The following is a 15,453-nucleotide window of genomic DNA, read 5'->3' as shown; positions in this document are numbered from 1 at the left end:
GCGCCCTGGAGGACGCCGCCGCCGCCGTGCCGCCGGAGGGCAGTCTCTCGGGCCTGCAGGACCTCGCGCGCACCATCGGCCGCGAGATCGCCGCGCCCCCGCCGCGCACCGGCCCGCCCCCCGCCGCCGCGCCCGCCCCCGGCGGCATGCTGCATGCGCCCGAGGCCCCCGCGCCCCGCACCCTCGACACCAGTGCCCTGCAGGAGATGTTCGGCGACGAGGCCACCGTGCGGGACATCCTGCGCGAATTCGTGGCCCCGGCCCGCGGCATCGTGGCCGAGATCGCGGCCGGGTTCGCCGCCCGCTCGGCCGACGCGGTGTGCAAGGCCGCGCACAAGCTGCGCTCCTCTGCGCGGGCGGTGGGCGCCCATGCGCTCGCCGACCTCTGCCAGGAGCTCGAGACCGCCGGCCGGCGCGGCGACTGGCCGGCCCTCACCGTGCTGCAGGAGCGGCTGGACCCCGCCCTCGCCGGGGCCCTCGCCGAGATCGACGCGCGGGTGGCCCGCCCGCACGCCGGGACGGGCGCGGACGCCGCACGGTACAGCTCATGACCCGGAGGCACGTTCGCACCATGGTTTCCGCCAGCCCCCTGCACCGGGCCGCCTGCCCGGGCGATCGGAGAGCCCCATGTCCCTGATGCTCGGCCTCACGGTCCTTGTCGTCGACGACGAACCCTTCATGCGCTCGCTGGTCACGCGGCTGCTCGAGGTGATGGGCGCGCGCTCGGTGCTCACCTGCGAGGACGGGCGCGCGGCGCTGGAGAACGACATCGCGGGCGTCGACCTCGTGCTGTGCGATCTCAACATGCCCGGCATGGACGGGCCGGAGTTTCTCCGCCGCCTGGCGGAGGCCGGGTTCGGCGGCAGCGTGGTGCTGATGAGCGGCGAGGACGCCCGCATCCTCGACACCGCGGTGGCGCTCGCGCGGGCGCACGGGCTGCGGGTGCTCGGCGCCCTGGCCAAGCCCATCACCCCCGACGCCCTGCGCGCCATGCTGGAGGCGGTGCCGGCAGACGCGGCGGGGGAGGCCGGCCCTCCCGCCGCCCCGCGCACCGGCACCTCCGACTTCACCGCGCAGGACCTCGCCGGCGCCATCTCCGGCCGGGCGCTGGAAGTGCATTTCCAGCCCAAGGTGCGGGTGTCCGACGGGAGGGTGATGGGCGTGGAGGCGCTGGCGCGCTGGACGCACCGGGGCCACGCCGTGCCGCCCACCGCCTTCATCGGCTGCGCGGAGGAGAACGGGCTGATCAACGCGCTCACAGACGTGGTGTTCGACAAGGCGGTGCGCCAGGGGGCGCGCTGGCTCGCCGCCGGGCGCAACATCAAGATATCGGTCAATTTCTCCGTGCTCTCGCTCGAGCGGCTCGACCTGCCGGAATACATCGTCGACACCGCGGTCGCCGCCGGGCTCGACCCCACCGCGCTGGTGATCGAGCTCACCGAGAGCCGGCTGATGAGCGACCTGCGCCGGCCGCTGGAGGTGCTCACCCGGCTCCGGCTGAAGGGGGTGGGCCTTGCCATCGACGATTTCGGCACCGGCTATTCCACCCTCGAGCAGCTGCGCCGCATCCCCTTCACCGAGCTCAAGGTCGACCGCGCCTTCGTCACCGGCGCCGCCCATGACACCGCCGCCCGGGCCATCCTGGAATCGAGCGTCTCGCTCGCCCGGGCCCTCGGCCTCGCCATCGTCGCCGAGGGCGCCGAGACGCGGGAGGACTGGGACCGCGTGAGCGCGCTCGGGGTGGACATGGTGCAGGGCTATTTCGTCGCCCGCCCCATGCCGGCCGAGGAATTCGACGCCTGGCACGCGGTATGACCTCTGCCGCGGAACCGGCAGGCGGAGGCGCCGCCGGCGGGACGGCGCCCATGGTCCCGGCCATGCTCCCCGCGCGCCGGCGCGCGGGGCCCTGAAGCCGCCGCGCGCTCCCCTCCCCGGGGCTCCTGGCACGGCCGTTTCCCGCCACGCGGGCGGCTGCCCGCGACCGCCGCCCCCCGGGCACGCGGCCCCGGATCGCGGCAGCGATGCCGCGCGCACCGGGGCCGCGACCTTCCGCGGCGGGCATCCCGTCATCCCCGCGCCGATGGCCGGAAACCGGCGGCGGAACAGGTCTCGCCTCCTCCCCGGCGCCGCCCGGCCGGGGCATGCGCGCGCGCCCCGCGCCCGAAGCGGGGCAGATTTTACGCGCTCGCAGCAAGAAACCGGATTGTCTGACTTCCGGATAATGGACAAGCTCGTGGCACAAGGCAGGGCACGGGGCGGGGCGCCGAGGCCCGTCCGTGCACCTGCCGCAACAGGTCCGCAGAACAGGGGCCGCAACGACAAGGAGGAGAGCCGCATGACCCGGTTCGCACGTGCCGCCGGCCTCTCTGCGCTGGCCCTGACCGCCGTATCCGTCGCCCTGTCCGCCGCCCCCGCCCCGGCGCAGGAGAAGATCGTCATCTCCAACTGGGACGGCTACATGCCCGACGACCTGCCGGACAAGTTCGAGGCCGAGACCGGCATCGCGGTGGAGGTGGCGCTGCATGCCACCAACGAGGAGATCATGGGCAAGGTGGTTGCCGGCGGCGGCCGGGGCTACGATGTGCTCTTCGTCTCCTCGCCCTTCGCCGAGGCGCTCGGGAAGATGGGCCTGCTCGCGCCCCTCGACCCCGGGCTGGTGCCGAATTTCGCCAATCTCTACCCGGAGGCGATGGAGCTGCCCTACGACCCGGGCAACACCTTCTCCGCGCCCTACGCCTGGGGCACCACCGGGCTGTGCTACCGCTCCGACCTGGTTGAGGACCCGCCTTCGAGCTGGAACGACCTGCTCTCCCCCGCGCCCGAGCTCGAGGGCCGGGTGACCATGCTCTCCACCGACCGCTGGCTCATGGCCGCCGGGCTGCTGGCGAAGGGCTTCTCGGTGAACGACACCGACCCCGGGCACATCGCCGAGGTGAAGGAGACGCTGATCGCGGCCAGGAAGACCCTGCTTTCCTACGACGACACGACCTTCTACTCCAAGCTCGTCTCCGGCGAGGCGAGCCTGGTGCATGCCTGGGACGGCTGGTGCAACTACGGCATCGCCGAGGACCGTTCCATCCGCTACGTGATCCCCGAGGAGGGCACCGACCTCTGGGTCGACACCATGGTCGTGCCCGAGGCCTCGGAGAACAAGGAGGCGGCGCAGGCCTTCATCAACTACGTGCTCGGCGCCGAGACCGGGGCCTGGGTGGTGGAGAACATCCTCTACAAGGTGCCCAACCGCGCGGCGATGGAGGCGGCGGACCCCGGCCTCTACGACCTGTTCCCCAACCTCGGCATGCAGCCCTCGGAGCTGATGAGGCAGGAGGCGCTGCGCGACCTCGGCGAGGGGCAGCGGCTCTACTCCCGCGCCGTCACCGAGATCATGGCCGCGAACTGACCCCCCGTGCGGCCCGAAGCTGACAGCAGGCCGCCGTGCCCGCCCGCGCGCAGCCCCTGCCGGCCGGCGGCCGGTGAGACCCCATGGCGGGCCGCGACCGGCGGTAACCCATGCCGACCGATGGCGAGTGGACCCCCGGAGCGGCCGGCGGCCGGTGAACCTCCATGCCGGGCCGCGACCGGCGGAACCCCATGCCGGCCGGTGGCGGACGAAACCCCATGCCGGCCGGCGGCGGGCGCAATCCCACACCGGGCACCGGACAGTGGAACCCCGTGCCGGGCCCCGGCCGGCCGAGCCTCATGCCGAGCGGCGGCGGAGAGTATCTCATATCGGGCGGCCACCGCCGGAAGGTCCTGCCGGCCGGAGGCCGAGCGCGCCCCGTGTCGGCAAGCCGACGGCAGAGGCCCGGGCCGGACGGCGGCCGGCGGCACCCCACGCCGGCCCGGCACACCCCCCGGCCGGCCCCTGGCCGGCGCAACCCCGGGCCGGCCGACGGCCGACGAAACCCCAGTCCTACCGGCAGCCGGCGAGACGTCATCCCAGCCCGTGGCCGGCGCGATCTCATGCCGGCCCGTGTCCGGCGGGGCCCGCGCATGAGCCCGCTGCGCCCCTCCCCCCGCCTGCGGCCCTCGCCCGGCGGAGGGGCCGCGCGCGGGCGGCTGCGCAGCCTCGCGCTGATGGCGCCGGGGCTGGGCTGGCTCACCGCCTTCATGCTGGTGCCCTGCGGCATCGTCTTCGTCTTCGCCTTCTACCAGCGCGGGCTCTACGGCGGAATCGACCCCGTCCTGACCACCGAGAACTTCACCCGCGCGGCCGAGCCGCTCTACCTCGGCATCTTCGCCCTCTCCGCGCGCATCGCGGGCCTCGCCACGCTGGTCGCGCTGCTCATCGGCTACCCGGCGGCCTATGCCATCGCCCGCGCCCCGGCGCGGCGCCAGACCGGGCTGCTCTTCCTGGTGATGCTGCCGTTCTGGAGCAACTACCTCATCCGCACCTATGCCTGGATCGTGCTGCTCAACCGCGAGGGGCTGATCAACCGCGGCCTCGCCGAGATCGGCCTCATCGAGGCGCCGCTGAGCCTGCTCTACAACGAGTTCGCCGTGGTGACCGGGCTGGTCTACAACTACCTGCCCTTCGTGGTGCTGGCGATCTACGCCTCGCTGCAGCGGATGGACTGGTCGCTGGTCGAGGCCTCGGCCGATCTCGGCGCCCCGGCCTGGCGCAGCTTCGCGCGCATCACGCTGCCGCTCACCCTGCCTGGGGTGGCGGCGGGGGCGGTGTTCGTCTTCGTGCTCTCGGTGGGAAATTTCATCACGCCCGAGCTGCTGGGCGGCGGGCGCATCCAGATGGCGGGAAACCTGATCTACGACCAGTTCCTCACCGCGCGGGACTGGCCCTTCGGCGCCGCACTCGCGCTCCTCCTCATCCTCGCGATGATGCTGCTGCTCTTCGCCCAGGCGGCGCTGGTGAACCGCGCGGGCCGGGAGGGGCGCGATGTCTGACCGAAGCACCCCCGGCCGCCTGCTGCGCGCCCATCTCGGGCTCACCTACCTGTTCCTCTACGGGCCGATCGCGGTGCTGATGGTGCTCTCGCTCAACCGCGCCGGCCTGCCCACCGCCTGGACCGGCGTCTCGCTGCACTGGTACGGCGAACTCGCCCGCCGGCCCGAGATCCTCTCCGCGGCCCTGAACACGCTCGTCGTCGCCGCCGCCTCCACGCTCATCGCCACCACGCTGGGCACGTCGCTCGCGCTGGGGGTGGAGGCGCGCGCCCGGCGCGGGCTGCTCGACGCGCTGCTCTTCGCGCCGATGATCATCCCCGACATCGTGCTCGCCATCGCGCTGCTCTCCTTCTTCACCCTGCTCGAGGTCACGCTGGGGCTGCACTCCATCATCCTGTCGCACGCGGTGTTCAACATTGCCTTCGTCTGCGCGGTGGTGCGCACGAGGCTGCGCAGCTTCGACCACTCGATCACCGAGGCCTCGGCCGATCTCGGTGCCACCCCCTTCACCACCTTCCGGCGCATCACCCTGCCTGTGATCTTCCCCGGCGTGCTCGCCGGCGCGCTGCTCGCCTTCACCCTGTCGTTCGACGAGTTCATCATCGCCTTCTTCACCGCAGGCGCCGGCGAGAGCTCCACCACCCTGCCGATGCGCATCTACGCGATGATCCGCTTCGGCGTGACCCCGGAGATCAACGCCATGGCCACGCTCATCATGCTGGTGAGCTTCACCCTCGTGCTCGCCTCCCAGCGGCTGCAGCCGCAGGGGGCGCGGCCGTGAGCGCGGTGGTCTCGCTGCGCGGGCTCGGCCGGCGCTTCGGCGTTTACGAGGCGGTGTCCGACGTGAGTCTCGACCTCGAGGAGGGCGAGTTCTTCGCCCTGCTCGGCCCCTCGGGCTGCGGAAAGACCACGCTTTTGCGCATGATCGCCGGTTTCGAGAGCCCCACCTCGGGCCGCATCGCGCTCGACGGGGCGGACATGACCAGCCTGCCGCCGCACCGCCGGCCGGTGAACCTGATGTTCCAGAGCTACGCGCTCTTCCCCCACATGAGCGTGCGGGCAAACGTGGCCTACGGGCTGGAGATGGAGCGGCTGCCGCGCGCCGAGATCGCCCGGCGGGTGGACGAGATCCTCGAGACCGCCGAGCTCACCGCCCTTGCCACCCGGCGCCCGGCCGAGCTTTCCGGCGGGCAGCGCCAGCGGGTGGCGCTGGCCCGCGCGCTGGTCAAGCGCCCCCGGGTGCTGCTGCTCGACGAGCCGCTGGCCGCGCTCGACGCGAGGCTGCGCGGGCAGATGCAGCTGGAGCTGAAGCGCCTGCAGGGCGAGCTGGGCATCACCTTCGTCGTCGTCACCCATGACCAGCAGGAGGCGCTGGTGATGGCCGACCGCATCGCCCTGATGAACGCCGGGCGCATCGAGCAGGTCGCCAGCCCGCGCGAGCTGTACGAGCATCCCGCCACCCGCTTCGCCGCGCGGTTCATCGGCGCGACCAACCTCTTCGAGGGCCATGGCGCCCCCGGCGGGGTGGCGGTGGAGGGGCTGGGCCTGCTGCCCGCCGCCGATGCGCCGCTCGGCCTGCCCTGCGCGCTGTCGCTGCGCCCCGAGCGCCTGCGCCTCGGGCCCGGCGCGCTCTCGGGCACGGTGGCGCAGATCGCCTATCACGGCCAGGACCTCGGGCTGCATGTGGCGCTGCCCGGGCAGGCGCAGGCGCTGCTCGTGCGCCTGCCCGCCGGCGCGCCGGAGGCCGCCAGCCTCGCGCCCGGCCAGATCGTGAGCTGCACCTGGGCGCCCGAGGACGCCCGCGTGCTCACCGCATGACAGGAGAGGAGAGCAGGACATGAGCCGAAAGACCGTCGCATTCTTCCCCGAGGCCGCCTTCGGCCCGGCGCTGAACTCGGTGGGCATCGCCCAGGCGGTGGAGGCGCTCGGCCACCGGGCGGTGTTCCTCTCCGACCCTGGGTTCACCGGGGTCTACGAGGGCTACGGTTTCGAGGCCCACCCGGTGAACCTCTCCGAGCCGATGCCGCCCGAGCAGATGGCGAAGTTCTGGGAGGACTTCATCAACGGCCATATCCCCAACTTCCGCAAATCCCCCATCGAGCAGCTCGACACCTACGTGAAGGAGTGCTGGGAGGCGATCGTGGACAGCGCCCGCTGGGCGGAGAAGGACCTGCCCGCCCTGCTCGCGCGCCTGAAGCCCGACCTGATCTGCGTCGACAACGTTGTCCTCTTCCCCGCCATCAAGCGCCATGCGGCGGAGGCCGGCATCCCCTGGGTGCGCATCATCTCCTGCTCGGAAAACGAGATCGAGGACGAGGCGATCCCGCCGCATCTCTCGGGCTGCGGCGCGAAGGACACGGCCTGCCACGCCGCCTTCCGCGCGCGCTTCAACGAGGTGATCGGCCCGATCCACGATGATTTCAACGCCTTCCTCGCCGAGTGCGGCGAGGCGGCCTACCCGCCGGGCCAGTTCTTCGAGGCCTCGCCCTTCCTCAACCTGCTGCTCTACCCCGAGCCGGTGAAATTCGAGCGCGCCGCCCCGCTCGACCCCGCGCGCTTCCAGTATCTCGAGGGCTGCGTGCGCAAGGACGCCGCCTTCGAGCTGCCGCCCTTCCCCGGCTACGAAGGCACGCCGCTGATCTACGTGAGCTTCGGCTCGCTCGGCGCGGGCGACACGGAGCTGCTCAAGCGTATCATCGCGGCGGTGGGCAAGATGGAGATCCGCGCCCTGGTGAACGTGGGCGACTACATGGAGAGCTACGGCGCGGTGCCACCCAACGTGCACCTGGCGAGCTGGTACCCCCAGCCCTCCGTCATCCCGCTCATCGACGGCGCCATCCACCACGGCGGCAACAACAGCTTCACCGAGTGCCTCTACTTCGGCAAGCCCGCCATCATCATGCCCTATGTCTGGGACGGGCATGACAACGCCACCCGGGTGCAGGAAACCGGCCACGGCTTCCGCATGCCGCGCTACGACTGGACGGAGGCGGAGCTGGCGGAGAAGATCACCGCCATGCTCACCGACGAGGCGATGCAGGCCCGCCTTGCCGCCACCTCGGCGCACATGCAGGGCCGGCACGGGCCCACCCGCGCCGCCGGGCTGATCGACGGCCTGCTGGAAAGTTGACAGATGTCAACGCGCCTCGCCTCCTGCGCGCCGCATCCCTCGCCCGCCGCCCTCCGGGCCAAGGACCTCGCGGTCCGGGGCGGCCATCTCGACCCGGTCGACGGGCGCCCGGCCAATTCCGGCCGCCTGACGTGGAAGGGCGGGGAGGCCGGCCTGTGGATCTGCACCCCCGGCTCCTGGCGGCTCGACCTGCCGCGCGACGCGGCTGCGCCACGTGCTCGCCGGCCGGGCCACCTACACCCCCCGACACGGGTGCTCCGCCGGCGGCGGCCCCCGGCGCCGTGATCCGTTTCCACGAAGGCTGGCAGGGGGTGGTCACCGTCCACGACACCCTGCCCAGCACCTGAATGACCCCCTCAGGAGATCCCGCCATGACCGACACGCCCTCCTCCGCCCCCACCCTGCGCGACCCGCTCGCGCAGCGCGAGCTGACAGACTGGGGCCCGGTGCCCACGATGATCGAGGGGCAGAGCCACACCTCGGGCATCCTGCTGCACAAGGGCCCGGGCGGGCGGCCCGAATCCGGCCTCTGGCAATGCACCCCCGGCTTCTGGGAATGCCACGTGACCGCCGACGAGTTCTGCCATTTCCTCGCCGGGCGCTGCACCTACACCCATGAGAGCGGCGAGGTGATCGAGATCACGCCCGACACTGCCGCCTTCTTCCCCAGGGGCTGGAAGGGCACCTGCCGGGTGCACGAGACGGTGCGCAAGGTCTACATGATCGGATGAGCGAAATGCCCGGCTTCGACCCCCATGCCGCCCTGATCTTCCGCGCCAATGCCTGGGTGCCGGCGCCCGGCTGCCCGGTGACGGAGGTGGTGAACCCCGCCACCCTCGCCCCCGAGGGCCGCATCGCGCAGGTGGGCGCGGAGCTTGCCGCCGAGGTGGCCGCCGAGGCCCGGGCCGCGCAGCGCGCCTGGGGGAGGTGTGACGCGAAAACCCGCGCCACCGCCCTGCACCGGGTGGCAGACAGCATCGAGCGCACCCCCTTCCGCGCGGTGGCGCTGCAGATGGTGCTGGAGATGGGCAAGCCCTACCCGGAGGCGGAGGGCGAGCTTGCCAATGTCGCCGGCGCCTTCCGCTATTTCGCCGAGATGGCGCGCGACGAGGCCGGCAAGGTGGCCGGCACCACGCAGGCCGGCTCCTTCCAGTTCGCCCGCTACGAGCCGCTGGGCGTGTCGGTGCACATCCTGCCGTTCAACTTCCCCATCCTGCTGATGGCCTGGACGGTGGCCGCCTCGCTCGCCGCCGGCAACGCCTGCATCGTGAAGCCGGCCGAGGCCACCAGCCTGTGCACCCTGCGCTTCATGGCACATTTCGCGGGCGCGCTGCCGCCCGGCCTCGTCTCCTGCCTCACCGGCGGGGCGGAGACGGCACAGGCGCTCATCGCCGCGCCCGACACCCATGCCGTGGCCTTCACCGGCTCGGTGGCGGCGGCGAAGGCGGTGGGCGTGGCCTGTGCCGCGCGGATGAAACCCTGCATCCTCGAGGCCGGCGGCTCGGACGCGATGATCGTCACCGCCCATGCCCCGCTCGACGTGGCGGTGCCCGGCTGTGTCACCGCGGCGTTCCACCTCTCCGGGCAGATCTGCACCTCGGCCGAGCGGTTCTTCGTGCACGAAGCGGTGCATGACGCCTTCGTCGCCCGCCTGGCAAAGGCCGCCGGCGCCCTGCGCATCGGCCCGGGCACCGGCGTCTCCGAGATCGGGCCGCTGGTGTCGGAGGCCGCGCGCGCGAAGGTGATGCGCCTGGTCGACGCGGCCGTGGCCGAGGGCGCCACGCTGGTCTGCGGCGGCCGGGTGCCGCCCGCGCATCCCGAGGGCTGGTTCTACGAGCCCACCGTGCTCACCGGCGTGCGGCCGGAGATGGAGATCGTGCGCACGGAGGTCTTCGGCCCCGTCGCCGCCATCTGCCGGGTGGAGAGTTTCGAGGAGGCGCTGGCGCTTGCCAACGCCTCCGAGTTCGGCCTCGGCGCCTCGGTCTTCACCACCGAGCTCGCGGAGGCGATGCGGGCCGCGGAGGAGCTGCAGGCCGGCATGGTCTGGGTCAACAACCCGCTGATCGACAACGACGCCCTGCCCTTCGGCGGCTGGAAGAGCTCCGGCCTCGGCCGCGCGCTCGGCCGCCAGGGGCTCGACGCCTTCCGCCAGTCGAAGATGGTCATCATCGACCATGCCCCCGCGGTGCAGGACTGGTGGTACCCCTACCCCGACGACGCCTTCCCGCGGGAGGACTGAGGCCGGGCGCCCGGCACCGGCATCACCCGCCGCGCCTTCCGCGCCCCGCCATGCCGGCCCTGCCCCGCCGCGCACTGCTCGGGTGGAGCGGCACCGAGGGCGCGGAGCGAGCCGCGCCCTCGTGGCCCGCGCGGTGAGGCCCCGTGACCGCGACATCCCGCGTGCCTCGCTGCTCCGCGTCGCGTTGCGCAACGGGGTCTGACGAAGTCTCCGTACAGCCCCGCGCAGACCCGCTCCGACCGCCCGGCATCACCACCCGGCGGGCCGGAGCGCCCATGCGTCAGCGCCCCGGGCCGGCAAGCCGCTGCGCCTTCGGGCGCCGGAAGGTCTGCCGGCCGGCCTTCCACCCGGCGAGCACCGGGGCCGGGCCGCGCAGGGCGGTTGCAGCGTCGGGCGCGTCGATGAGCACGATGTCGGCCGGGGCGCCCTCGGCGAGGCCGTGCGCGGCGCCGATCTGCCGGGCGGCGGCGCCGCTCACCATGTCGAAGAGCGCCTCGAGGCCCGTGTCCGTCGCCACCTGGCCGGCGATGGCGTAGAGGTTCGCGATGCGGCCCAGCGAGGCGTCGCCGAAGGGGGTGAACGGGTTGAGGATGTTGTTGCTCGCGAGCGATACGGTCACCCCCGCATCCCGCAGCGCCATGGCGGGCGCGAGGCCGCGGGGCACCAGCCGGTCGGCCCCGCGACCGCCGAGGAAGAGGTCGGTCGCCGGCAGGATGCTCACCGCGATGCCGGCCTCCGCCAGCCCCTCCGCGAGCCGCGCCACCGTCTCCGGCGCCATGGCCGAGAGTTTCGTGACATGCCCCACCGAGACCCGTCCGCCGAGGCCGCGGGCCCGGGTCTGGGCGATGATCCCGGGCAGGATGGAGCCTTCGGGGTCGAGGTCGAAATCGGCGTGGAAATCCGCCGGCACGTCGAAGCGCTCGGCGAGGTCGAGGATGGCGGTGACATGGGCCACCGGGTCGGGGTCGGTGTAGGGGCAGCCGCCCACGGCGCCGGCCCCGGCGGCGAGCGCCTCGGTGAGCAGGTCGAGCGTGGCGGGCTCGTTGGTCAGCCCCTCCTGGGCGAAGGCGCAGAGCTCGAGGTCGATCGCCTGACCCCAGGCGGCCTTGCGGGCGGTCAGGGCGGCGAAGGAGCGCAACCCGGCGCGGGGGTCGACCTCGACGAAGCTGCGCATGCGCGTGGTGCCCTGCAGCACGGCCATCTCCAGCACCCGGTCGGCGCGGGCGGCCACGTCCGCCTCGGTGAAGGCGGCCTTGGCGGCGGCGGTGCCCGAGATCGCCTCCGCCAGCGTGCCCTCGCAGACGGGGCAGCGCTCGAGGATGCAGGCCTTGTCGAGGTGGATGTGGCTCTCCACGAAGCCGGCGAAGGCGAAGGCCCCGCCGGCCCCGGCGCGCGGCCCCTCCCCCGGGAGAGCCGGCGCGATGGCCGCGATGCGCCCCGCCCGGATGCCGATGTCCACCGGCGGGCCCGCACCGATGCGCGCGCCCGAGATCACGAGATCGAACTCCATTCTGTCCCCCTGCTGGCCTGCCCCTTGATGGCACGGGCACGCGCCGGGCAAAAGCCCCGGGGCGAGCGCGGGCGCCGCCTCGTCTGCGCGCTTCCCGTAGGGGCGGGGCGCCCCGGAGACAGGTCCGGGTCCGCATGGGCCGGAAGGGCGCCGGCCGCCGGCATCACGCCGGCATCGGGGGGGCATCACGCAGGCCAGGCGGCGTCCCGCATGCGGAACAGGCCCGGGCACCGGGCCGGACGGACCCGGCACCCGCGGCCAGGCCGCGTCGCGTCACCGTGATGCAGACGGCATCCGGCCAGGCCGGAAGCCATGCGCAGGCGAGGCCGATTGCCACCCCGGCGCCTGACGCCCGGGTTCCGGCCGCCCCTGCTACCGGGAAGCCGGCGCCGGAACGCCCGCGCTCCCGCCGCAGCGGTGGTCGGCATCCCTCGCCCGGGGGCGCCGGATCGGCCCGCGCCCGCGGCACCGTGCAGCGCCGCGCGCGGGGCCGCTTCCCGGCCCGTGCCACGGCGGGGGTGCCGCCCGGCCGAGCCGGTCCATCGCGTGAAGCACCCTCAGGCGCGGGGGCCGAGGCGGGCGCGCAGTTCCTCGGTCACCTCGGCGGCGACATCGCGCACGAGACCGGCCCAGAGCTGCATGCGCTCCTCGCCGGCGCGGAAGATCGGGCCGGTGACCGAGAGCCCCGCCGCCCGGCTGCGCCCGGAGGAGGGGATGGGCGCGGCGACGCAGCGGATACCGGGGCCGTGCTCCTCGCGGTCATAGGCCACGCCCTCGGCGCGCACCCGGGCGAGCTCGTCGAGCAGGGGGCCGGGGCCGGGGAGGGTGTTCTCGGTGAAGCGTTCGTAGCTCAGCCGGCCCACCACCAGCGCCAGCTCGTCGGGCTCGAGGGTGGAGAGCGCGGCCTTGCCCACGCCGGTGCAGTGCAGCGGCGCGGTGTTGCCGATCTGCGAGTGCATGCGCACCGCCTTCCGGCTCTCCACCTTGTCGAGGTAGATCATCTCGTCGCCGGCGAGCACCGCGAGATGCACGGTCTCGCCGGTGGCCTCGTGCAGGCGGCGCAGGTAGGGCTCGGCCACGGCGCGGAAGGCGTTGTCGGCCCAGGCGCGGGAGGCGAATTTCAGCAGCCGCAGGCCCAGCGAGTAGGAATGCCCGCGGTCGGCTGTCACCAGCCCCTCGGCGGCGAGGTTCGTGAGCTGGCGGTGCAGCGTGCCGCGCGGCTGGTCGGAGCGGGCGAGAATGTCGGTGAAGCGCATCGGCCCCTCGGCCGAGGCAATGATCTCGAGCACCTCGACGGCCTTGCCCAGCGTGCCCGTCTGCCGTTCCGGGCCACTGTCGCCCGCTGCGCGTCGTCCCATGTCCGCTCCCGCCTGCGCCCGGCCCCGGGCCCTGCCCGAAACCGCGCTCCGCACCCTGCCGGCGGCCTGCGCCGGGGCAGGCTGCCGTCCCCTCCCCCGTCACATCCGCCGCGGCGCCCCCCCGGGCCGCGGCTTGACAGGCACCACCGCAGGTTTCTATCGTTCCGGATAACAGAAGTCAATTCCGGATAGTGGAACTGTCGCTTGCGCGACTCCCTCCGGAGCCGGGGGAGCGAGAGCCATGGTGAGGGCAGGACACGGGCCGGCGCAAGCGCCGCGGAGGCCGGCGGAATGAGCGCGGCCTTCTGCGCGGCGGCGGACTGGGGCACCTCGAGCTTCCGCATATGGCTGCTCGACGGCACCGGCGCGCCGCTGGCCGAGCGGCGCAGCGGCGAGGGCATGTCGCAGGTCGCGGCAGGAGGCTTCGGCGCGGTGCTGGAGGGGCATCTCGCCGCCCTCGGCGCGCCGGAAGGACTGCCGGTGGTGGTCTGCGGCATGGCCGGCGCGCGGCAGGGCTGGGTGGAGGCGCCCTATGTCGACACGCCGGCGGCGCTGCACGCGGTGGCCGATGTCTCGGCCCGGCCGGGGCATGCCGCGCGCGAGGTGCGCATCCTGCCCGGCATGGCGCAGCGCGACCCGGCGGCGCCAGACGTGATGCGCGGCGAGGAAACCCAGCTTCTCGGCGCCTTCGCCGGCGCCAGCGGCCCCGGCCTCGCCTGCATGCCCGGCACGCATTCCAAGTGGGTGCGGCTCGACGGCGACCGCGTGGAGGGCTTCTCCACAGTGATGACCGGGGAGTTCTATTCGGCGATCAGCCGCCACACCATCCTGAGCCACTCGATGGAGGCCGCGGGGGAAGGCGAGGAGGCCGAGGCGGCCTTCGAGGCCGCGGTGCGCCGGGCGCTGGCCCGGCCCGAGGCGCTGGTGGCGGAGTTCTTCCGCATCCGCGCCGGCGGGCTGCTGGGCTTCGCGGCGCCCGGCAGCGGCGGGGCCACGCTCTCCGGCCTGCTGATCGGCGCCGAGATCGCCGCGGCCCGCGCCGCCGCTCCCCTGCCGGAGGAGGTGACGCTGATCGCCTCCGGCGCCATCGCCGCGCGCTACGCGGCAGCCCTTGCCCTTGCCGGCTGCGGCGTGCGGCGCGTGGATGCGGACGCCGCGGCGCGTGCCGGGCTCTTCGCCGCCGCCACGCGCCTGTGGCAGACCCGATGACCGGAGACACCCGAGACATGACCCCAAGCACCCCCTGGCCCGCCCCGCGCCGCCCGCTCGTCGCCATCCTGCGCGGGGTCGCCCCGCACGAGATCGAGGGCATCGCCGAGGCGCTCGTCGAGGCGGGGTTCGAGGCGCTGGAAGTGCCGCTGAACTCGCCCGACCCGTTCCGCTCCATCACGCTCGCGAGAAAGCTGGCCCCGGCAGGCTGCCTCGTGGGCGCCGGCACGGTGCTGGAGCCCGCCGAGGTGGACCGGCTGCACGGCGCTGGCGGCAACCTGGTGGTGAGCCCGAACGTCGAGCCCGCGGTGATCGCCCGCGCCACCACGCTGGGCATGGTCACCATGCCGGGGGTGTTCACCATCACCGAGGCCTTCACCGCGCTGAAGGCCGGCGCCTCGGCACTGAAGTTCTTCCCCGCGAGCGTGCTCGGCCCCTCCGGCATCCGCGCCCTGCGCGCGGTGCTGCCGGCGGGCACGGTGGTGGGCGCCGTGGGCGGCGTGTCGGAGACCGATTTCGCCGAGTACGTGGCCGCGGGCACCGGCGCCTTCGGCCTGGGCTCGAGCCTTTACAAGCCCGGCTACACCGCGGCCGAGGTGGGCGCGCGCGCCCGCGCCGCCGTGGCCGCCTGGGATGCGCTGTCCCGCGGCTGAGCCTCCCCCGCTCCGGCGCCGGACGCCCCGGGGGCCGGTCTCGTCGGGTCGGAACGGGCCGGCGCGGGTGCGCCCTTCAACCGGGGGCTTCCGGCAGGATCCCCGGTTCCGCCGCACCCCGGCGGTCGCCTGCGCGCCCCGCGTTTTCGGGCCGGCGAGGCGCCTGTCGAGCGGGCGCTCCACGGCTCGCCGATGCCGCTCTGCCGGAGGCAGGTCCGGCCGGGCCCGGTCCGCCCCCCCCCCCGCACCGCGCGGGCGGAGATCTCCGGGCGCCAGCGCGCGCTGCCAATCGAGCTTGCCATCGGGACGGACTGTGCGGCGGGGCCCGGCCCGATCGACCGGAAGCGACATGAGGCATGGGGCGCGGATCCGATACATTCCGGCCATCATATTGGATACAATCTTGACAATCCTTTGCATACGGGCCAGAACCGGGCCGGTACTGCCACCCC

General features: G+C 73.7%; 13 protein-coding genes. 11 read left to right on the top strand and 2 right to left on the bottom strand.

What is annotated here, in order from left to right:
* The 9 genes from D3P35_RS06425 to D3P35_RS06385 all read left to right on the top strand — a co-directional run.
* The coding region (locus tag D3P35_RS06425; protein WP_198670491.1) for an Hpt domain-containing protein at positions 1-551 on the top strand (551 nt) is incomplete at its 5' end.
* A 76-nt stretch (positions 552-627) separates the two neighbouring features.
* Positions 628-1,815 carry an EAL domain-containing protein gene (locus D3P35_RS06420; RefSeq protein WP_118133665.1) on the top strand — a complete coding sequence of 396 codons (1,188 nt, stop codon included), beginning with the start codon at positions 628-630 and terminating at the stop codon, positions 1,813-1,815.
* A gap of 520 nt (positions 1,816-2,335) precedes the next feature.
* On the top strand, positions 2,336-3,400 hold the full coding sequence (locus tag D3P35_RS06415) for a spermidine/putrescine ABC transporter substrate-binding protein (protein ID WP_118133663.1): 1,065 nt from the start codon (positions 2,336-2,338) through the stop codon (positions 3,398-3,400).
* A 593-nt stretch (positions 3,401-3,993) separates the two neighbouring features.
* A complete protein-coding gene (locus D3P35_RS06410) occupies positions 3,994-4,902 on the top strand; it encodes an ABC transporter permease (RefSeq protein WP_198670490.1) in 909 nt (302 codons plus the stop codon).
* Positions 4,895-5,683 carry an ABC transporter permease gene (locus D3P35_RS06405; RefSeq protein ID WP_118133661.1) on the top strand — a complete coding sequence of 263 codons (789 nt, stop codon included), beginning with the start codon at positions 4,895-4,897 and terminating at the stop codon, positions 5,681-5,683. Before D3P35_RS06410 ends, D3P35_RS06405 begins: the two co-directional genes overlap by 8 nt.
* Positions 5,680-6,720: an ABC transporter ATP-binding protein gene (locus D3P35_RS06400; RefSeq protein WP_198670489.1), complete on the top strand. Its 1,041-nt coding sequence runs from the start codon at positions 5,680-5,682 to the stop codon at positions 6,718-6,720. The genes D3P35_RS06405 and D3P35_RS06400 overlap by 4 nt, the downstream gene beginning before the upstream one ends.
* A 19-nt stretch (positions 6,721-6,739) precedes the next feature.
* Complete coding sequence (locus D3P35_RS06395) at positions 6,740-8,032, top strand: glycosyltransferase (protein ID WP_118133659.1); 1,293 nt, start codon at positions 6,740-6,742, stop codon at positions 8,030-8,032.
* 371 nt (positions 8,033-8,403) lie between these two features.
* The gene (locus tag D3P35_RS06390) at positions 8,404-8,763 is read left to right on the top strand and encodes a cupin domain-containing protein (protein WP_118133657.1); all 360 of its coding nucleotides are present in this window, start codon (positions 8,404-8,406) and stop codon (positions 8,761-8,763) included.
* Positions 8,764-8,768: 5 nt separating this feature from the next.
* Positions 8,769-10,271, top strand: coding sequence for an aldehyde dehydrogenase (locus D3P35_RS06385; protein ID WP_118133655.1), 1,503 nt, complete (start codon positions 8,769-8,771; stop codon positions 10,269-10,271).
* Positions 10,272-10,551: 280 nt separating this feature from the next.
* On the opposite strand, the gene D3P35_RS06380 is transcribed toward D3P35_RS06385, so the two are convergent.
* Both D3P35_RS06380 and D3P35_RS06375 read right to left on the bottom strand, forming a co-directional pair.
* Positions 10,552-11,781 carry an amidohydrolase family protein gene (locus D3P35_RS06380; protein WP_118133652.1) on the bottom strand — a complete coding sequence of 410 codons (1,230 nt, stop codon included), beginning with the start codon at positions 11,779-11,781 and terminating at the stop codon, positions 10,552-10,554.
* 557 nt (positions 11,782-12,338) lie between these two features.
* A complete protein-coding gene (locus D3P35_RS06375; RefSeq protein WP_118133650.1) occupies positions 12,339-13,139 on the bottom strand; it encodes an IclR family transcriptional regulator in 801 nt (266 codons plus the stop codon).
* A gap of 291 nt (positions 13,140-13,430) precedes the next feature.
* On the opposite strand from D3P35_RS06375, the gene D3P35_RS06370 reads away from it, so the two are divergent.
* Positions 13,431-14,348, top strand: coding sequence for a 2-dehydro-3-deoxygalactonokinase (locus D3P35_RS06370; RefSeq protein WP_118133648.1), 918 nt, complete (start codon positions 13,431-13,433; stop codon positions 14,346-14,348).
* Between the two features lie 17 nt (positions 14,349-14,365).
* Positions 14,366-15,001: a 2-dehydro-3-deoxy-6-phosphogalactonate aldolase gene (locus D3P35_RS06365; RefSeq protein WP_118133646.1), complete on the top strand. Its 636-nt coding sequence runs from the start codon at positions 14,366-14,368 to the stop codon at positions 14,999-15,001.
* Positions 15,002-15,453 lie beyond the last annotated feature (452 nt).

Source organism: Oceanicella sp. SM1341 (assembly GCF_003448965.1).
Lineage (GTDB): Bacteria > Pseudomonadota > Alphaproteobacteria > Rhodobacterales > Rhodobacteraceae > Paroceanicella.
Note: the sequence above shows the minus strand (reverse complement) of the source record. Positions and strands in the feature narration are given on the sequence as shown.